Annotated in this window: 12 protein-coding genes; 11 read left to right on the top strand and 1 reads right to left on the bottom strand. The window is 44.6% G+C overall.

What is annotated here, in order from left to right; translation table 11 throughout:
* The first annotated feature begins 85 nt into the window (after positions 1-85).
* The 3 genes from prpC (at position 86) to prpF (ending at position 5,477) form a co-directional block, all read left to right on the top strand.
* Positions 86-1,225 carry a bifunctional 2-methylcitrate synthase/citrate synthase gene (gene prpC / locus L2729_RS14450; protein WP_248988900.1) on the top strand — a complete coding sequence of 380 codons (1,140 nt, stop codon included), beginning with the start codon at positions 86-88 and terminating at the stop codon, positions 1,223-1,225.
* 181 nt (positions 1,226-1,406) lie between these two features.
* A complete protein-coding gene (acnD, locus tag L2729_RS14445; RefSeq protein WP_248988899.1) occupies positions 1,407-4,013 on the top strand; it encodes a Fe/S-dependent 2-methylisocitrate dehydratase AcnD in 2,607 nt (868 codons plus the stop codon).
* Between the two features lie 261 nt (positions 4,014-4,274).
* Entirely contained in the window at positions 4,275-5,477 is a 1,203-nt protein-coding gene (gene prpF / locus L2729_RS14440) for a 2-methylaconitate cis-trans isomerase PrpF (protein WP_248988898.1), read from the top strand.
* A gap of 75 nt (positions 5,478-5,552) precedes the next feature.
* Here the strand turns inward: prpF and L2729_RS14435 are convergent, their stop codons facing one another.
* A complete protein-coding gene (locus tag L2729_RS14435) occupies positions 5,553-5,912 on the bottom strand; it encodes a winged helix-turn-helix transcriptional regulator (RefSeq protein WP_428848252.1) in 360 nt (119 codons plus the stop codon).
* A 138-nt stretch (positions 5,913-6,050) separates the two neighbouring features.
* Between L2729_RS14435 and L2729_RS14430 the strand changes: the two genes are divergently transcribed.
* From L2729_RS14430 to L2729_RS14395, 8 genes are all read left to right on the top strand, one after another.
* A complete protein-coding gene (locus L2729_RS14430) occupies positions 6,051-7,382 on the top strand; it encodes an aldehyde dehydrogenase family protein (RefSeq protein ID WP_248988897.1) in 1,332 nt (443 codons plus the stop codon).
* Positions 7,383-7,459: 77 nt separating this feature from the next.
* Positions 7,460-8,242, top strand: coding sequence for a 2OG-Fe(II) oxygenase family protein (locus L2729_RS14425; RefSeq protein WP_248988896.1), 783 nt, complete (start codon positions 7,460-7,462; stop codon positions 8,240-8,242).
* Between the two features lie 259 nt (positions 8,243-8,501).
* The gene (locus L2729_RS14420; protein WP_248988895.1) at positions 8,502-8,786 is read left to right on the top strand and encodes a YkgJ family cysteine cluster protein; all 285 of its coding nucleotides are present in this window, start codon (positions 8,502-8,504) and stop codon (positions 8,784-8,786) included.
* A gap of 1,013 nt (positions 8,787-9,799) precedes the next feature.
* Positions 9,800-11,986, top strand: coding sequence for an OsmC domain/YcaO domain-containing protein (locus L2729_RS14415; protein WP_248988894.1), 2,187 nt, complete (start codon positions 9,800-9,802; stop codon positions 11,984-11,986).
* 691 nt (positions 11,987-12,677) lie between these two features.
* Positions 12,678-13,541, top strand: a complete 864-nt coding sequence (locus L2729_RS14410) for a tyrosine-type recombinase/integrase (protein ID WP_248988893.1) — start codon at positions 12,678-12,680, stop codon at positions 13,539-13,541.
* Positions 13,520-14,653 carry an IS91 family transposase gene (locus L2729_RS14405; protein ID WP_248988892.1) on the top strand — a complete coding sequence of 378 codons (1,134 nt, stop codon included), beginning with the start codon at positions 13,520-13,522 and terminating at the stop codon, positions 14,651-14,653. The genes L2729_RS14410 and L2729_RS14405 overlap by 22 nt, the downstream gene beginning before the upstream one ends.
* 280 nt (positions 14,654-14,933) lie before the next feature.
* Positions 14,934-15,458 (top strand): hypothetical protein, encoded by a 525-nt coding sequence (locus L2729_RS14400; RefSeq protein WP_248988891.1) that lies wholly within the window; start codon positions 14,934-14,936, stop codon positions 15,456-15,458.
* 116 nt (positions 15,459-15,574) lie between these two features.
* The gene (locus tag L2729_RS14395) at positions 15,575-16,027 is read left to right on the top strand and encodes a hypothetical protein (protein ID WP_248988890.1); all 453 of its coding nucleotides are present in this window, start codon (positions 15,575-15,577) and stop codon (positions 16,025-16,027) included.
* The last annotated feature ends 108 nt before the right edge of the window (positions 16,028-16,135 follow it).

The following is a 16,135-nucleotide window of genomic DNA, read 5'->3' as shown; positions in this document are numbered from 1 at the left end:
CGCGATGAAATAGCGCTTTAGAATAAAAATATAAATACCCGCAGTCGTCATTTGACGGGTAACAAAAAATAGAAGGAAGATAGAAATGGCTGATCCTAAAAAGGTAGATAAGAAGTTAGCGGGTGCAGGACTACGTGGGCAAAGCGCGGGTGAGACAACGCTTTGTACCGTGGGTAAATCGGGTTCAGGTCTAACCTATTGTGGTTATGATATATCTGACCTAGCAGATAACGCGACATTTGAAGAGGTCGCTTACCTGCTTTTTAATGGCGAACTGCCAAACCAAACCCAGCTGGATCACTATAAAACAGCGCTTTTTGCACAGCGCGATCTACCACAAGCATTAAAAGAGGTGCTGCAACGCATTCCAGCTGATGCTCATCCAATGGATGTGATGCGCACCGGTTGTTCTTTCTTAGGTAACTTAGAACCAGAGAATGACTTTAGCGAGCAAAATACCTCGGCAAACCGTTTATTAGCCGCGTTTCCAGCCATCATGTGTTACTGGTACAAATTCTCTCACGATGGTGTAGAGATAGATTGTGTTACCGATGAAGCGTCTATAGGCGGTCATTTCTTACACCTGCTTAATGGCAAAGCGCCATCAGAGCAGCATCGCCGTGTTATGGATGTATCACTTATTCTTTACGCAGAGCATGAGTTTAACGCATCGACCTTTACCGCCCGTGTTTGTGCATCAACGCTATCAGATATGTACTCGTGCATTACGGGTGCTATCGGTACGTTACGGGGTCCACTGCATGGTGGCGCAAACGAAGCGGCAATGGATATGATCCAAAAGTTCAGCTCTCCAGCCGATGCTAAAGCGCAAATGGCGGGCATGCTGGCACGTAAAGAGAAGATAATGGGCTTTGGCCATGCTATCTACAGTACCTCTGACCCACGTAATGTGATTATCAAATCGTGGTCTGAGAAGCTGGCTCAAGAGTCTGGTGATACTTCACTTTATGATATATCTGTCGCGTGTGAAGAGTTTATGTGGGACAGCAAGAAACTCTTTTGTAACGCGGACTTTTTCCATGCGTCGGCGTATCACTTTATGGGCATTCCAACTAAGTTGTTTACCCCTATCTTTGTCTGCTCACGTCTTACGGGCTGGGCGGCACACGTTATGGAACAGCGCACTAATAATCGCATTATTCGTCCGAGTGCAGATTACACCGGTAGCGATCCGCGTAAGGTTTCTCCGATAAGTGAAAGATAATCAATAGAAATAAGTAGTGGTAATGAATTTTATTACCATTACTTAAAAAGCTATTGATTTTAATCGGTTTTATTCTATCTAATAATTTCAATGCAAAAGCGATTTCCTTCATAGAAGAAGTGATCGCAAATGAATAAGACCCCGCCCAACGTGATGTCATGCTTTTTAAGTGGAACGCCCTATGAATACAACCTACCGTAAACCGTTACCTGGTACTGAATTAGATTTTTTTGATACCGAGGCTGCAGTAAATGCGATTAGCCCAGATGCTTATCGTAAGCTACCATATTGTTCTCGTGTTTATGCCGAGAACTTAGTGCGTCGCTGCAACCCAGAAACGCTAACTGACTGTCTAAAGCAGATCATTGAGCGCAAAAGTGATTTAGATTTCCCTTGGTATCCTGCTCGAGTAGTGTGTCACGATATTCTAGGCCAAACTGCCTTGGTTGATTTAGCGGGTCTGCGTGATGCTATTGCAGATAGGGGCGGCGATCCTTCAAAAGTGAATCCAGTGGTACCAACACAGCTGATTGTCGATCATTCGTTGGCTGTAGAGCACGCCGGTTTTGAGAAAGACGCGTTTGAGAAAAACCGCGCTATTGAAGATCGACGTAATGAAGATCGCTTTCATTTCATTAACTGGACCAAAACGGCTTTTAAGAACATTGATGTGATCCAGCCAGGTAACGGCATCATGCATCAAATCAACTTAGAAAAAATGTCTCCTGTGGTGCAGGCTCGAGAAGGCGTGGCGTTTCCGGATACCTTAGTGGGTACCGACAGCCATACACCTCATGTTGATGCACTGGGTGTTATTGCCATTGGTGTTGGCGGTCTTGAAGCTGAAAGTGTCATGCTTGGCCGACCATCTTATATGCGTCTGCCAGATATTGTGGGTGTTGAGCTGGTGGGTAAGCGCCAAGATGGCATTACTGCAACGGATATTGTGTTAGCGATTACTGAATTTTTACGCAATGAAAAAGTGGTTTCGACCTATCTTGAGTTTTATGGTGAAGGCGCTGCAAACCTAACGTTGGGTGACCGAGCAACCATCTCAAACATGACACCAGAGTTTGGTGCAACAGCGGCGATGTTTTATATCGATGATAAGACCATCGATTACCTTAAACTGACAGGCCGTGACGACAAGCAAGTTAAGCTGGTTGAAACCTATGCAAAACGTGCAGGCCTATGGGCTGATACGTTAACTGAGGTTGAGTACGAACGGGTACTGCGTTTTGACCTGTCCAGTGTCGGGCGTAACATTGCCGGACCATCGAACCCTCATCGCCGAGTATCAACCAAGGATCTTGCCGAAAAAGGCATTAGTGGCGTAGTTGAAAATGAAGAGGGCTTAATGCCTGATGGCGCCTGCATTATTGCGGCGATCACCAGCTGTACTAACACATCAAACCCCCGCAACGTGATTGCCGCAGGACTTATTGCGCGCAACGCGAATGCTAAAGGATTAACCCGTAAACCATGGGTAAAAACCTCACTCGCTCCAGGTTCAAAAGCGGTACAGCTTTATCTTGAAGATGCCAATCTGCTAACAGAACTTGAAGCATTAGGCTTTGGTATTGTCGGTTTTGCCTGCACAACGTGTAACGGCATGAGCGGCGCACTGGACCCAGTGATTCAACAAGAAGTGATTGAACGCGATTTGTACACCACTGCGGTACTTTCAGGTAACCGTAACTTCGATGGCCGAATTCATCCTTATGCAAAACAAGCATTTTTAGCGTCACCGCCACTCGTCGTCGCCTACGCGATTGCGGGAACCATCCGTTTTGATATCGAAAAAGACGTGCTGGGTACTGACGCCGATGGCAACGCCATTATGCTAAAAGATCTATGGCCATCCGATGAAGAGATTGATGCGGTCATTGCTCAAAGTGTTAAACCCGAGCAGTTCCGCAAAGTCTACGAACCCATGTTCGATATTAAAGTTGAATACGGCTCTGATAACGATCCACAGTACGATTGGCGTCCACAAAGTACCTATATTCGCCGTCCTCCTTACTGGGATGGAGCACTCGCAGGTGAGCGCACCATGAAAGGTATGCGTCCATTAGCGGTACTTGGCGATAATATTACCACTGACCATTTGTCACCTTCGAATGCGATTATGCTCGACAGCGCAGCAGGCGCGTACTTAGATAAAATGGGCCTACCTGAAGTTGACTTTAACTCGTATGCAACTCACCGCGGCGATCATTTAACTGCGCAACGTGCCACATTTGCCAACCCTAAGTTATTTAATGAAATGGTGACTAAGCTTGGCAAAACCGGTGAAGTTGAAGTGAAGCAGGGCTCTTATGCTCGTATAGAACCAGAAGGCACTGAATCGCGTATGTGGGAAGCGATTGAGACCTACATGGAGCGTAAGCAGCCGTTGATCATTATTGCGGGTGCAGACTATGGTCAAGGTTCAAGCCGTGACTGGGCAGCAAAAGGTGTTCGTCTTGCGGGTGTTGAAGTGATTGTCGCCGAAGGATTTGAGCGTATTCACCGTACTAATCTTGTGGGTATGGGGGTATTACCGCTTGAATTTACCAACAATGAAAATCGTCATACTCATCAAATCGATGGGACAGAAACCTATGATGTAATGGGTGATCGCACGCCTGGCGCTGCACTGACCGTGATTATGACGCGCAGCAATGGCGAGCGCGTTGAAATAGCCGTTAAGTGCCGATTAGATACCGCCGAAGAGGTGTCTATCTATGAAGCTGGCGGTATTTTACAACGTTTCGCCAATGACTTTTTAGAGTCTTCAGTCGCGTAGACTTTATATATTGCAACGCAGATGAGATCCCGCAAGTCAATGCTTGTAGGCTTTGCGGCGACATCCCCGTCGCCACAGCTCATCTTCGTGGCAATAACGCCATTGGCTCAGTGTATTGACTGCCCGCGCAGGGTTTACTTATTCTCGCGGTGTTATATCAGTGGCGGTATGTCACGTTTTGTTAGCGCCTAAGATCACTCACGGTTCTAGCGCTGCAGCGATCAGTTGTACACAATATTAGCAATCTAACGGTAATCTCTTATGACGCATAAAACAGTACATTTACCCCAGATTAAAGTGCCAGCAACCTATATGCGTGGCGGCACCAGTAAAGGTGTATTTTTTAATTTAACGGATCTGCCATTAGCAGCGCAGGTGGCAGGTTCAGCCCGTGACTCACTGCTACTTCGAGTGATCGGCAGCCCAGATCCTTACGGCAAGCAAACCGACGGTATGGGCGGGGCAACCTCAAGTACCAGTAAAACGGTGATTGTGGCAAACAGTACTCAGCCCGATCATGATGTCGATTATCTATTCGGACAAGTCGCTATTGATAAGGCTTTTGTCGATTGGAGTGGTAATTGCGGTAATTTATCTGCCGCGGTTGGCTCGTTTGCCATTAGCTGTGGACTTGTTGATAGCAGCCGTATTCCAGAAAATGGGGTTGCAGTGGTTAGAATTTGGCAAAAAAACATCAGTAAAACCATTATTGCCCATGTTCCTATCACCAACGGTGAAGTGCAAGAAACCGGTGACTTTGAACTTGATGGTGTCACATTCCCAGCCGCTGAAGTGCAAGTCGAGTTTATGGATCCCGCCGATGGCGAAGGGGCAATGTTCCCCACAGGCAATCTCATCGATGACTTAATCGTACCGACTGACGTTGTCGCTGCTGGGGTGTTAAAAGCCACCATGATTAACGCAGGTATTCCTACCGTGTTTGTTAACGCACAAGATCTTGGCTATAGCGGTGCAGAATTACAAGAGGCGATAAACAGTGATGCTAACGCGTTAACGATGTTTGAAACAATACGTGCTTATGGCGCAGTGCAAATGGGGCTTATTAGCCATATCGATGAAGCAGCGGGTCGCCAACATACTCCAAAAGTGGCCATCGTCGCCGCGCCTGTTGATTACACCTCTTCAAGTGGTAAGGCTATCGCTAAAGGCGATATCGACCTTAACGTACGCGCCTTATCTATGGGCAAGTTGCATCACGCCATGATGGGCACTGCCGCAGTTGCCATTGGCACCGCCGCCGCCATTCCTGGCACGCTGGTGAGTATTGCGGCCGGTAACGTTGAACGTGAATCTGTGCTATTTGGTCATCCATCTGGCACCTTAAAAGTGGGTGCTCAAGCAAAACGAGTTGATGGTCAATGGAAGGTCAACAAAGCGGTTATGAGCCGCAGCGCTCGAATACTGATGGAAGGTTGGGTGAGGGTGCCCGGCGATACTTTTTAAAAGTAACGTTTAATCTAGCAGGTTAATTTTAACCATAATGAGCAGAACACCAATGTACGTGTTCTGCTTTTTTAGCTAAAAATCACTTTCTTCAGTCCAGTCTTTTAGCTTTTCTAAGATCTCTAACGCGGTGCGACCAAACTCGGTGATCTCATAAGTGACAGCAATAGGGCGAGTACAAATAACCTCTCTGGTCACCAGTCCTTGGCTCTCTAGCTCTTTAAGACGTTGATCAACCATTTTCTTACTGGCACCGCCTAACATGCGTGACAGCTCATTGAATCGCACTGGCCCATCTTTTAAATGCCACAAAATAGACGCTTTCCACTTTCCGCCTAAAATACGCATTCCTCTCTCGATAAGGCAAGGTTGCTCGCAGTTTTGAATATTTATTTTTTCATCTTTAGTCATTGTATTTGAAGTCTTATTTGTCATGTTGCAATCAAATTATGCGTGGTTACTAAAAGTATACTGGTTGCTTTAATTCTCCACTCTAGCAAAATATGCCCCAAGAACCAAAGATAAATTGCTCTGCATTACGATAAGTGAATGCCTTTTTAAGGAAGCAAATAGATGTCAATGCTCATATCTTACGATCCAATCGATCAAAAACCACTCGGCGAAGTCCCGGTGACCACCATTGAACAAATGCCAGACTTGGTTAGCCAAGCAAAAAAAGCACAGAAAACGTGGGCTAAGTTATCGTTAATAGAACGCCAGAAAAAAGTGGTTCAGGCTTATCAGAATCTTGCAAAAGTGCAGAAGTCGCTGGCACTACTCATCAGTAAAGAGATGGGCAAGGATCACCGAAGAGCCGGTTATGAGGCCGCGGGTACGGTGCAGAATACTGAATATTTTTGCCAAGAAATTGCCGCAGCGTTGCAGCCTGAATCTTTAGGGCATGGCGCAGAACTGCAATACAAGCCTTTGGGCGTGGTCGCTGTAATCTCTCCGTGGAATTATCCGTTAGCAATGGCGAATAACTTGCTACTGCCAGCGCTCATGGCGGGTAATAGCGTGATATTAAAACCATCAGAAGAAACCCCTTTAGTGGCCGATTTGTTCGTTAACACGCTTAACGAAGTATTGCCCGTCGGTGTATTGCAAGTCGCTCACGGTGGTGCTGATACAGGTAAGGCGTTAGTCAATGCCGATATTAACATGGTGGCTTTCACGGGATCACTGGCGGCGGGTAAACATATTATGGCGTCTGCGGCCTCATCACTTAAACGATTAGTGATGGAGCTTGGCGGTAACGATCCAATGATCGTAATGGCAACGGCTGATATCGATAAAGCGGTGCAATTTGCGGTGGCAAGTTCATTTGAGAACGCAGGCCAGATGTGTACGTCGACTGAACGCGTCTATGTCGATGCGCGAGTTGCCGATGAGTTCGAGCAAAAAGTGGTGGCACTTGCTCGCCGCTATCAAGTAGGTGCATGGGATCAAACTAACGTCAATATAGGTCCGATTGTCAATCATAAGCAGCATCAGAGTGTTGTTTCTCAACTTAAAGATGCCCAGCTTAAAGGCGCTCGATTCCTGTTAGGCCAGGCGCATTATGAGACACCTTTCATACAACCAACTGTTGTTACAAATATCACCCCTGATATGCAGTTAGAGACGCATGAAACCTTTGGCCCTATTGTTGCCATCAGTCGTTTCAATCATATATCTGAGGCCATTGAACGTGCTAACGCAAGCCCTTATGGGCTGGGTGCATCGGTATTTGGCGGCGTTGGCGCTGCAGATGTTGCAGAGCAAATGGAGGCTGGCATGGTGGGGGTAAATCAAGGCGCTGGTGGTGCAGGCCCTTGGGTCGGTGCTAAGCAAAGCGGCTTTGGATTCCATGGCTCGGCTGCAGGGCATCAACAATTTGCCCAGGTAAGAGTGCTTAGCAAATAAAATAGTTAATGAGTCGCCTGATCAAGCCAAACGATCGCGTAAGCACCCTACCAAAATTAAACAAAGTTGAGACATATATGAGACAAGATAATAAGCCAGAATCATTTTTTGTAGCCGCGTTAGAGCCAGGAGCAGAACATCCTGCCTTGCCAGCATGGGGCAACACTATGCTTAATCCTGCAAACCTAAGCAGTGACTTTGATATTAGCCAAGTAGAACGCCGAGAACTTGCCGACGTGCCGGGTGCTTTTCAGATATTCAATGTGCTGTCTAAAGACGAATGCAATAGATTGATAGCGATAAGTGAGCAGCTGGAGTTTTTGCCTGATGCTGCGGTGTCTTTGCCCCGAAGCGTTCGCCATAACGATAGCCTAACTTGGATTGTTGACCCTAAAACAGATGGTACGATTTGGCAACGTGTGGCTCACTTGATGGACGATAGACAAGGCATTTTTAACGGCGATAAGGCGTTAGGCATTAATGCCCGTTTTCGTTTTTATCGTTATAGCCAAGATGACTATTTTAAACCGCACTCCGATGGTTCTTGGCCTGGGAGTCGAATTATCGATAATGAGTTAGTCGCAAATGCTTACCCAGATCGTTTCAGTCAAATGACGTTCTTAATTCTACTGAGCGAAGATTTTGAAGGCGGAGAAACACGCTTTTTGGTCAATGCAAACGATGCCACTAAACCCGCAAAAGCCGGTGATGAAGTGGCCAACATTGATGTAAGAACACCCGCGGGTAGCGTGTTGTGTTTTCCACATGGAATGCACCCTATGCACTGTATCCATAGTTCTGTCGCCATCACCAAAGGCACTAAATACATTATCCGCACCGACGTTTTGATGGAAGTTTAACCCGTTAATCGCGTTAGTCTAGGTCGCGTCAATGTACATTGTTAAGCCTTAGCCTGCTTTTTAAGCAGGGCTAAGCTTTGACTGACGGGCACCAAAATCAACGCGATTAAACGGAACATACTAAAATGGCAGCTATTAATAAGGCAAGAGCGCACAGAGGCGATGACTAGAGCACTCAAATCATCAAACGCTAACCATGTTAATTTCAAATTGGGTCTAGTTAAGGTAAAATACGCGATTATTCTTTATGATGACGCGCATGACCATTGATATTAAAAATGTACCGGAAACAGAAATTACCTGCTCAAACTGTCAGGCTTGCTGCTGCCGTTTAGAGGTGCTGATTATTACTGATACTGGTGTGCCTGAAGAGTATATTGCTGTCGATAGTTGGGGCGGAGAAACGATGTTGCGTTTAGATGATGGTTGGTGCGCAGCATTAGACCGTGAGACGCTGATGTGCTCTATTTATGAAAATCGTCCTTGGATTTGTCGAGAATTCGAAATGGCTTCCTATGAATGTCGTGTTGAAAGAGAAGCGTAGGTCGGAGTGATCTACATTAAGCTTGGGCAGCCTTAGCGAATAATGTTTGTATTGTCTGCACGCTAGATATTAAGATGTTGATAATGGCGGTGTGATTAAAGCGGTTGTAGGGTTATGTTGTAGTGTCATATTAGAGCGATAAAATAATGGCCATCGTGTAATGTCGACGGCCATAATGCTGCTTACATCGCTGACGATTTTGGTGCAGATTTTTTAGCTGCCTTAGCGGCTTTCTTTTCTTTTGCATTTAAAAGCGGCTGTTTTTTAACTGCCTTTTTACTGTCTTGTCCTTTACTCATAATACATTCCACCTTTTTACGTGATACACCCAAAGCCAGCTAGAGCCAACCTAAGGATTGAAGTAATCAGTGACTTTTAGTATAAAAGCCAATTCAATCAATAACTGCTTCAGTATGGCCTTATAGCAGGACAATTGATAGGGCTAGCGTATCTGAAATTCTTTAACTCAGTGGGATCTATCGATGGTCGCTGCTTCTTTGACCAAGCGACCGTTTTATATCCAAGTCATTTCTAAATGTTTGTTTCTGAGCTCCGAATGAAAAGTGAGCAAGCATTGATGTGGTCAACTAAATCTGTACACAAACAGGAGTTGCGTTTTATCAGCAGCAATATAAAAACTCGACTGCAAGGATTCAGGAGTTAACCGCTCAAGGAGAGAAGACGGTAGAACAATGCAGGCAAAATTATCGATAGCCTCTCTTTATGTGTAACAACACAGCAGTCTTGAATACCCAGAGCCGTTAATTTCGACTCTTGTTTGTTTTTACGCGTTCAATCAATGGCAATGACATAGAGCCAGCCTGTTTAACACAAAGACGGGCAACATCTAAGGTGTGAGGAGATTACTCACCGTTGCTACCGTTTACGCACTAAACGAGCCTAATTAAGCGATTTAGGTAATTAACTCAAGACTATTGCCTGAAAAACACCGATAATTCCCTATATTAAGGCACGCTAGCCGATTGACAACGCACGACTCTGGACACTATTCAATGGAAATCAAAGTTAACTTTCTCGACAACCTCAGACTTGAAGCAAAGTTTGATGACTTTACCGTCACTGCAGATCAGCCCATTCGTTACAAAGGCGATGGTTCAGCTCCAAGCCCTTTTGACTATTTCTTAGCATCGTCAGCGCTTTGTGCGGCCTATTTTATCAAGGTGTATTGTAAGGCTCGAGATATTCCAACGGAAAACATCAGACTGTCGCAAAACAACATTGTTGACCCTGAAGATCGCTACAACCAAATATTCCAAATTCAGGTCGAGCTGCCAGCGGATATTTCAGAGAAAGACAGAACCGGCATTTTACGTTCGATCGATCGCTGTACGGTTAAAAAAGTCGTTCAGACCGGACCTGAGTTTAAAATTGAAACCGTTGAAAACCTCGACGAAGACGCGAATGCGATGTTGATGGGACAAGCCGATAACGACGCTAGCACTTACATATTGGGTAAAGACTTGCCGCTTGAGCAAACCATTACCAATATGACCAGCATGCTGGCTGGCTTAGGCATGAAGATTGAAATATCGTCATGGCGCAATATCGTGCCTAATGTGTGGTCACTGCACATTCGTGATGCTGCATCTCCAATGTGTTTTACCAACGGTAAAGGCGCAACTAAAGAGAGTGCACTTTGTTCGGCACTGGGCGAATTTATTGAACGCTTAAACTGTAACTTCTTTTATAACGATCAATTCTTCGGGGAAGAGATAGCCAACAGTGAGTTTGTTCATTACCCGAATGAAAAATGGTTTGAGCTAGAAGAAGATGATTCTTTGCCTGCTGGCATTTTGGATGAGCACTGTTTAGACATCTACAACCCAGACGATGAGCTAGCCGGGTCTAATCTTATCGATACTAACTCTGGCATGACAGAGCGTGGCATTTGTTCAATCCCATACGTGCGTCACTCTGATGGCGAAACGGTATACTTTCCGTCTAACTTGATTGAAAACCTCTTCTTAAGTAACGGTATGAGCGCGGGTAATAACTTAGCTGAAGCGAAGGTGCAATGCTTATCAGAGATATTTGAGCGCGCGGTTAAAAGACAAATCATTGAGCAAGAAATCGTTCTGCCAGATGTCCCTATGGCGGTACTTGAAAAGTACCCAAGTATTTTAGCGGGTATTCAAGGCTTAGAAGAACGCGGATTCCCTGTTGTAGTAAAAGACGCCTCACTGGGTGGCCAATTCCCTGTTATGTGTGTCACCTTGATGAACCCAAGAACGGGCGGTGTATTTGCCTCTTTTGGCGCACACCCAAGTTTTGAAGTCGCCGTTGAGCGTAGTTTGACAGAGCTACTACAAGGTCGTAGTTTTGAAGGCTTGAACGATGTTCCTAAGCCGACGTTCGATAGTATGACAGTGACTGAGCCTGAAAACTTTGTTGAGCACTTTATCGATTCGACCGGTGTTATATCGTGGCGCTTCTTTAGCACTAACTACGATTATGATTTCTGTGAATGGGATTTCTCAGGCACCAATGAAGAAGAATCTCAAAGCCTATTTGGCATATTAGCCGACATTGGCAAAGAAGCTTATATTGCTGAGTTTGATCAATTGGGTGCATCAGTGTGCCGCATACTCGTCCCTGATTACTCAGAAGTGTATCCGGTTGAAGATTTGATTTGGGACAACACCAATAAATCGCTGCAATATCGTGAAGATATCTTGAATCTACATGCATTGGGTGATGAAGAACTGGCAGGTTTGGTTGAGCGACTCGAAGAGAGTCAACTCGATAACCAAACGGATATTCCGACATTGATTGGAATTGTGTTTGACGAAAATACCGTTTGGGGTCAGCTCACCATTATCGAGCTTAAAATCCTCATCTATCTTGCTATGGGCGAGTTAGAAAATGCGATGTCGCTGGTGGCTGAATTCCTACAGTACAACGACAATACGGTAGAGCGTGGTTTGTTCTATCAAGCCGTTAACGCTGTACTAGAGGTCACCATGGACGAGGAGCTTGAGCTTGAACACTTTATTGGCAACTTCAATAGAATGTTTGGCAAAGAGACCATGGAAAATGTGGTTGGCTCGGTAACCGGTGAAGTGAATTTCTTTGGACTCACACCCACGAGCATGAAGCTTGAAGGCATAGAGCCACATTTAAGATTGATTGAAAGTTATAAGAAATTGCATCAAGCGCGTAAAGACAAAGCAGCAAGTTAATACTCTTTACTCGCATTAGTGTTTCAGCTCTTTAGATATTTAGCCCATCAATGGATGGGCTTTTTATTGCCCGCGCAGTGGTTAGGGCTGTTAAAGAGGAGAGCAGAGCAGTCTTCTGAGGTTTGAAATTGCAGAAGTAAAATATATGCGCTTGCAGCCAGCAATTGGAACGACTTAGGTCTGAAGGTAACTCAGTTGTGCCCCATTGCAAGTCAGCGGCAGTCTTTCCTCGAATTTAGTATTGTCCGCTTCGCAATACTTTTTCTCACCAACCGAAAGACAAAATACTCTGTTAAGCGATAACTTTTAAGTTAGCCATTTACTGTGGTTTTATACAGTATTATTAGGTTTCCTACGAAGATCCTTAAAATTATTCCTAATCAGTTCTCGGTTTGCTATTGAGTGAGAATAAAAAACAGAGTAAATTCAATTGACTAAATAGTATGCTTGCTCGGTTTGCAGGAGATACGAGGCAAGTTAGCTCGCCATTCTCGTTTTGCCAGCGGCTGCTTTGAGCGTGTTCGTTAAAAACGTCCACAAATTAATTACTTATTGATACACGCGCTGACTGGTCTAACCTGATAAACGCGCAAGGCGTGTATACAAATGTTGAACTAAGCCGCTGCGCGGAGCTTCTTACCACTTTGTTCCACAATTACCTCTAGGGATAATCCCTGATTTGGAGGTATTTATGAAACAACTTCTACAACAGTTTAATGATGAGATCAGCCTCAGAGGTTACTCTGAACGAACTCGAACATCTTATCTATTTGCCATCAATCACTTGTTTAAATGGGCTAATCAACCCTTAGAAACCGTCACTGATAGTCAAATTGAAGATTACTTTCGCCATCTGAATCTTGAGAAACGCTATTCTAAATCGACCCTCAAGTTACAGCTCAATGGTATTCATTTCTTCTTTGAACATGTCCTGCATCGTCAGTTTTCCGTTTCGATTGTGTTCCCCAAAAAGCGGGATAAGTTACCGCAGTTACTGACACCCAACGACATATCAACCTTGATAAACTACTGTAAAACCCATAAACAGCGAACCATGATCGCACTCTGTTATGGCTGTGGATTGAGGATCAGTGAGTTGACTCACGTGAAGATCAGCGATATCGACGGTCAACGACAATTACTAACGGTACGACAAGGTAAAGGAGCTAAAGATCGGTGGGTAATAATCTCTCCCCGTTTACTGCTGCTGTTAAAGTTGTACTGGCTGCAATATCGACCAGAAACATGGCTATTTGGTACCTTTTGTCATGGCACCTATCACCCTATCCATGAGACAACTTTTCGTAAGGCACTGATCGCTGCTAAAGACTTATCTGGGATCACCAAGCCTTGTAACCCTCACAGTCTGCGTCATGCTTATGCCACCCACCAGTTGCAAGCAGGAATGCCGCTAAATCAGTTGCAGCAACAGCTTGGTCACCTGAGTATAAAAAGCACAGAGCGATATTTACACTGGTCGCCAGAGCTTGGACACCAAGGTACCGATTTGCTGGCAAATCTAGGAGGCTTGTCATGGCAAACGCCTACCACTTGAGTGATATATTAAAGCTTCACTTACCGCTGTATCAACAGTGGTATAAGTTAACGTCACGGCAAGCGACAGTGTGTCAGCATATAAAAAGTTGCCGCACCCGAGCCTTAGGTGAGCAACAGTGGCGCTGTGATGAGTGTCATTATGAACAGCGCATATTTTGCTCCTGTGGTGACAGGCACTGTCCTCGCTGTCAGGGTAAGCAGACTCAAGAGTGGATAGAGAAGCAAGAAGCCGAAGTCCTGAATTGTCGATACTTCCACCTTGTTTTTACGCTGCCTCATGAGTTGAATATTTTGGCTCACTATAAGGCTAAGGCGCTTTACAGCGCATTATTTGAAGCCGTATGGCAGACGTTAAGCCAGTTTGGGATATCCCGTAAACAGCTACAAGGTCAGTTAGGGGGTACCGCGGTGTTACATACTTGGGGGCAAAACTTGAGCCAGCATATCCACTTGCACTGCTTAATACCTGGAGGTGTGTTAACACAACAAGGGGAGTGGCGTGGGGTGAAGTCAGACTATTTGTTCCCCGTCAAAGCACTTGCCACCGTTTACCGCGCCAAGATGCTGCAAGCATTAAGGGCACGTGAACTTGATGTTCCTGACCCTGAGATCTTAATGAGTAAAGCGTGGTGTGTGTACAGCAAAGCGTGTTTAAGCCGCGCTGCCACCGTGGTGAAATATCTGGGACGCTATACTCGTAAAGGCATGCTACAGGAGTCGAGAATTAAAAGGGTGACAGCGGACAGTGTTAGCTTTAGTTACACCGATTATGCTGACAGCAATAAGCGGAAGATGATGCAACTTGATGGTGAAGAGTTTATCCGCCGTTACCTATTACATGTGCTTCCAAAAGGTGTGATGCGGGTGCGTCACTTTGGTTTTCTAGCCAATGCTTGTAAGCGAAATAAGTTAGAGCAGATTAAGGCGCAGCTCCCATCTGTACAAGCGCAGCGAGAAAATCCCACAGTTACAAAAACAGATGCCAAACAAAGCTGCATGTGGCTGTGTCCAAGGTGTCAGCAGGGTTACTTGCAGTTCATCCGTATCATCGAACCGCAGTTGTTGCTCCTAGCGCAACAGGTAGAAGAACCCTTTCGACTGACAGGCTAAATAATAAGAGTCATGAGCAGGCTAAAGACAACAACATGAATTAATGGGGAATAATAGGAAAACCTTACGATGAGATCCCGTGAGGTGAATGTGTGCGGCTATATGGCTTGGATCTGGGATATAAAGGGTGCAAGAAGGTGTAAAATAGCGATAACTGAAGTTAAAGATAGCCAATTGTTTGAGCAAACTTCAAGTTATATCAAGTAATTATCATTATAAAGCTTAAAAAAACAACTACCGCAAAAAAGCAAACTCCTATAGCATAAAGCATACCAAATATATGGATGTGGCAGCAGCCAAGTCCAACAAGCGATTTGTGCCTTACAAACAGCGCAACGCACAAATACTAAGACGTTATACGAACTTGGATTATGTCGTGAATTTCAAATTACGGTTAAATAATTACATCGAACTTTCTAATAAGTGGCTCACAAAATTTGTATTAATTTGGTGCTCAATGTCACTGCTTGTAGGTCTGTATGCAATCGATGATTTAGCTTTAGCCATCGCTGCTCCTTTGATGACAATTTTTATGTACTTTGCTGGTATGGCAATGCTCATGTTTATTATTGGCTTTCAACGAGTAAATCCATTTAACTCGCCAAAATCCAAAATTGTAGACTATGCCATTATGTTTTTTTGGTGCTTTGGCGTTTTTGGTTTTATTAACTTTTTAATTTTCGGTATATTTGAGTCTAGTAAATTTGAAAATTCTAACTTTTTCTTCATAGTAGCTTCTGTATTCCCTTTAGGTGCATCTTTAGGCGCTGCGAAACAGTGGGGAAAAAGCACGGGTGAGGCGTAGGTTCGTATAACAAGTTACTCAAACGGACGCTAAACAGTTGGCTAGCACTCGTTCCTCGTACATTTTAGCCAACAATTTCGCGCCGCTTAGTAAGGCGTTATATTTTTAGGAAACGTATGCGTAAAATTCTAGTTTTATTTATGTTCTTTAGTCTGAATAGTTTTGCGTTCGCAAATGACTTATTGAAAATAAATGGTAAGTGGGATTGCTCACCTGAGGCAAATGGTGAAATGGCACTTATTAGTATTGTCGAATATCGAACGCAAGACATGAGCTTTACGCATAATGGCAAGGTTACCTTTATTCAAAAAGGTGGAGTGGAATCCATTTTAGAATCTAACACTGTAGGTACTTTTCAATTAGAGTCTCTTATAGTTAAAGAGCAGATAGACTCAATTGAAATAGCAATAATTAAAGATGAGACTGGTTTTCTTACGGGTGCAGAAGAAAGTCTAAGGAAAGCTATGTTAGCTGATACAGCGTCAACTATTACTAAGTCCATAAATGAAAATCGTTGGGAGAAAATTAACAGTGAAACCAACGAAATTACAGTGTGTAAAAAAATATAACGAATAAGGATAGGCCGCGCGTAGCCGCGTCCTTATCCCGATTGTTGAACAAGCCCGAGTGATACCTTTATAGTGTAAATATCAGCGTAAGATCTTACGCTTTTTTGG

The organism is Shewanella gelidimarina (assembly GCF_023283945.1).
GTDB classification, from domain to species: Bacteria; Pseudomonadota; Gammaproteobacteria; order Enterobacterales; family Shewanellaceae; genus Shewanella; species Shewanella gelidimarina.
Note: the sequence above shows the minus strand (reverse complement) of the source record. Positions and strands in the feature narration are given on the sequence as shown.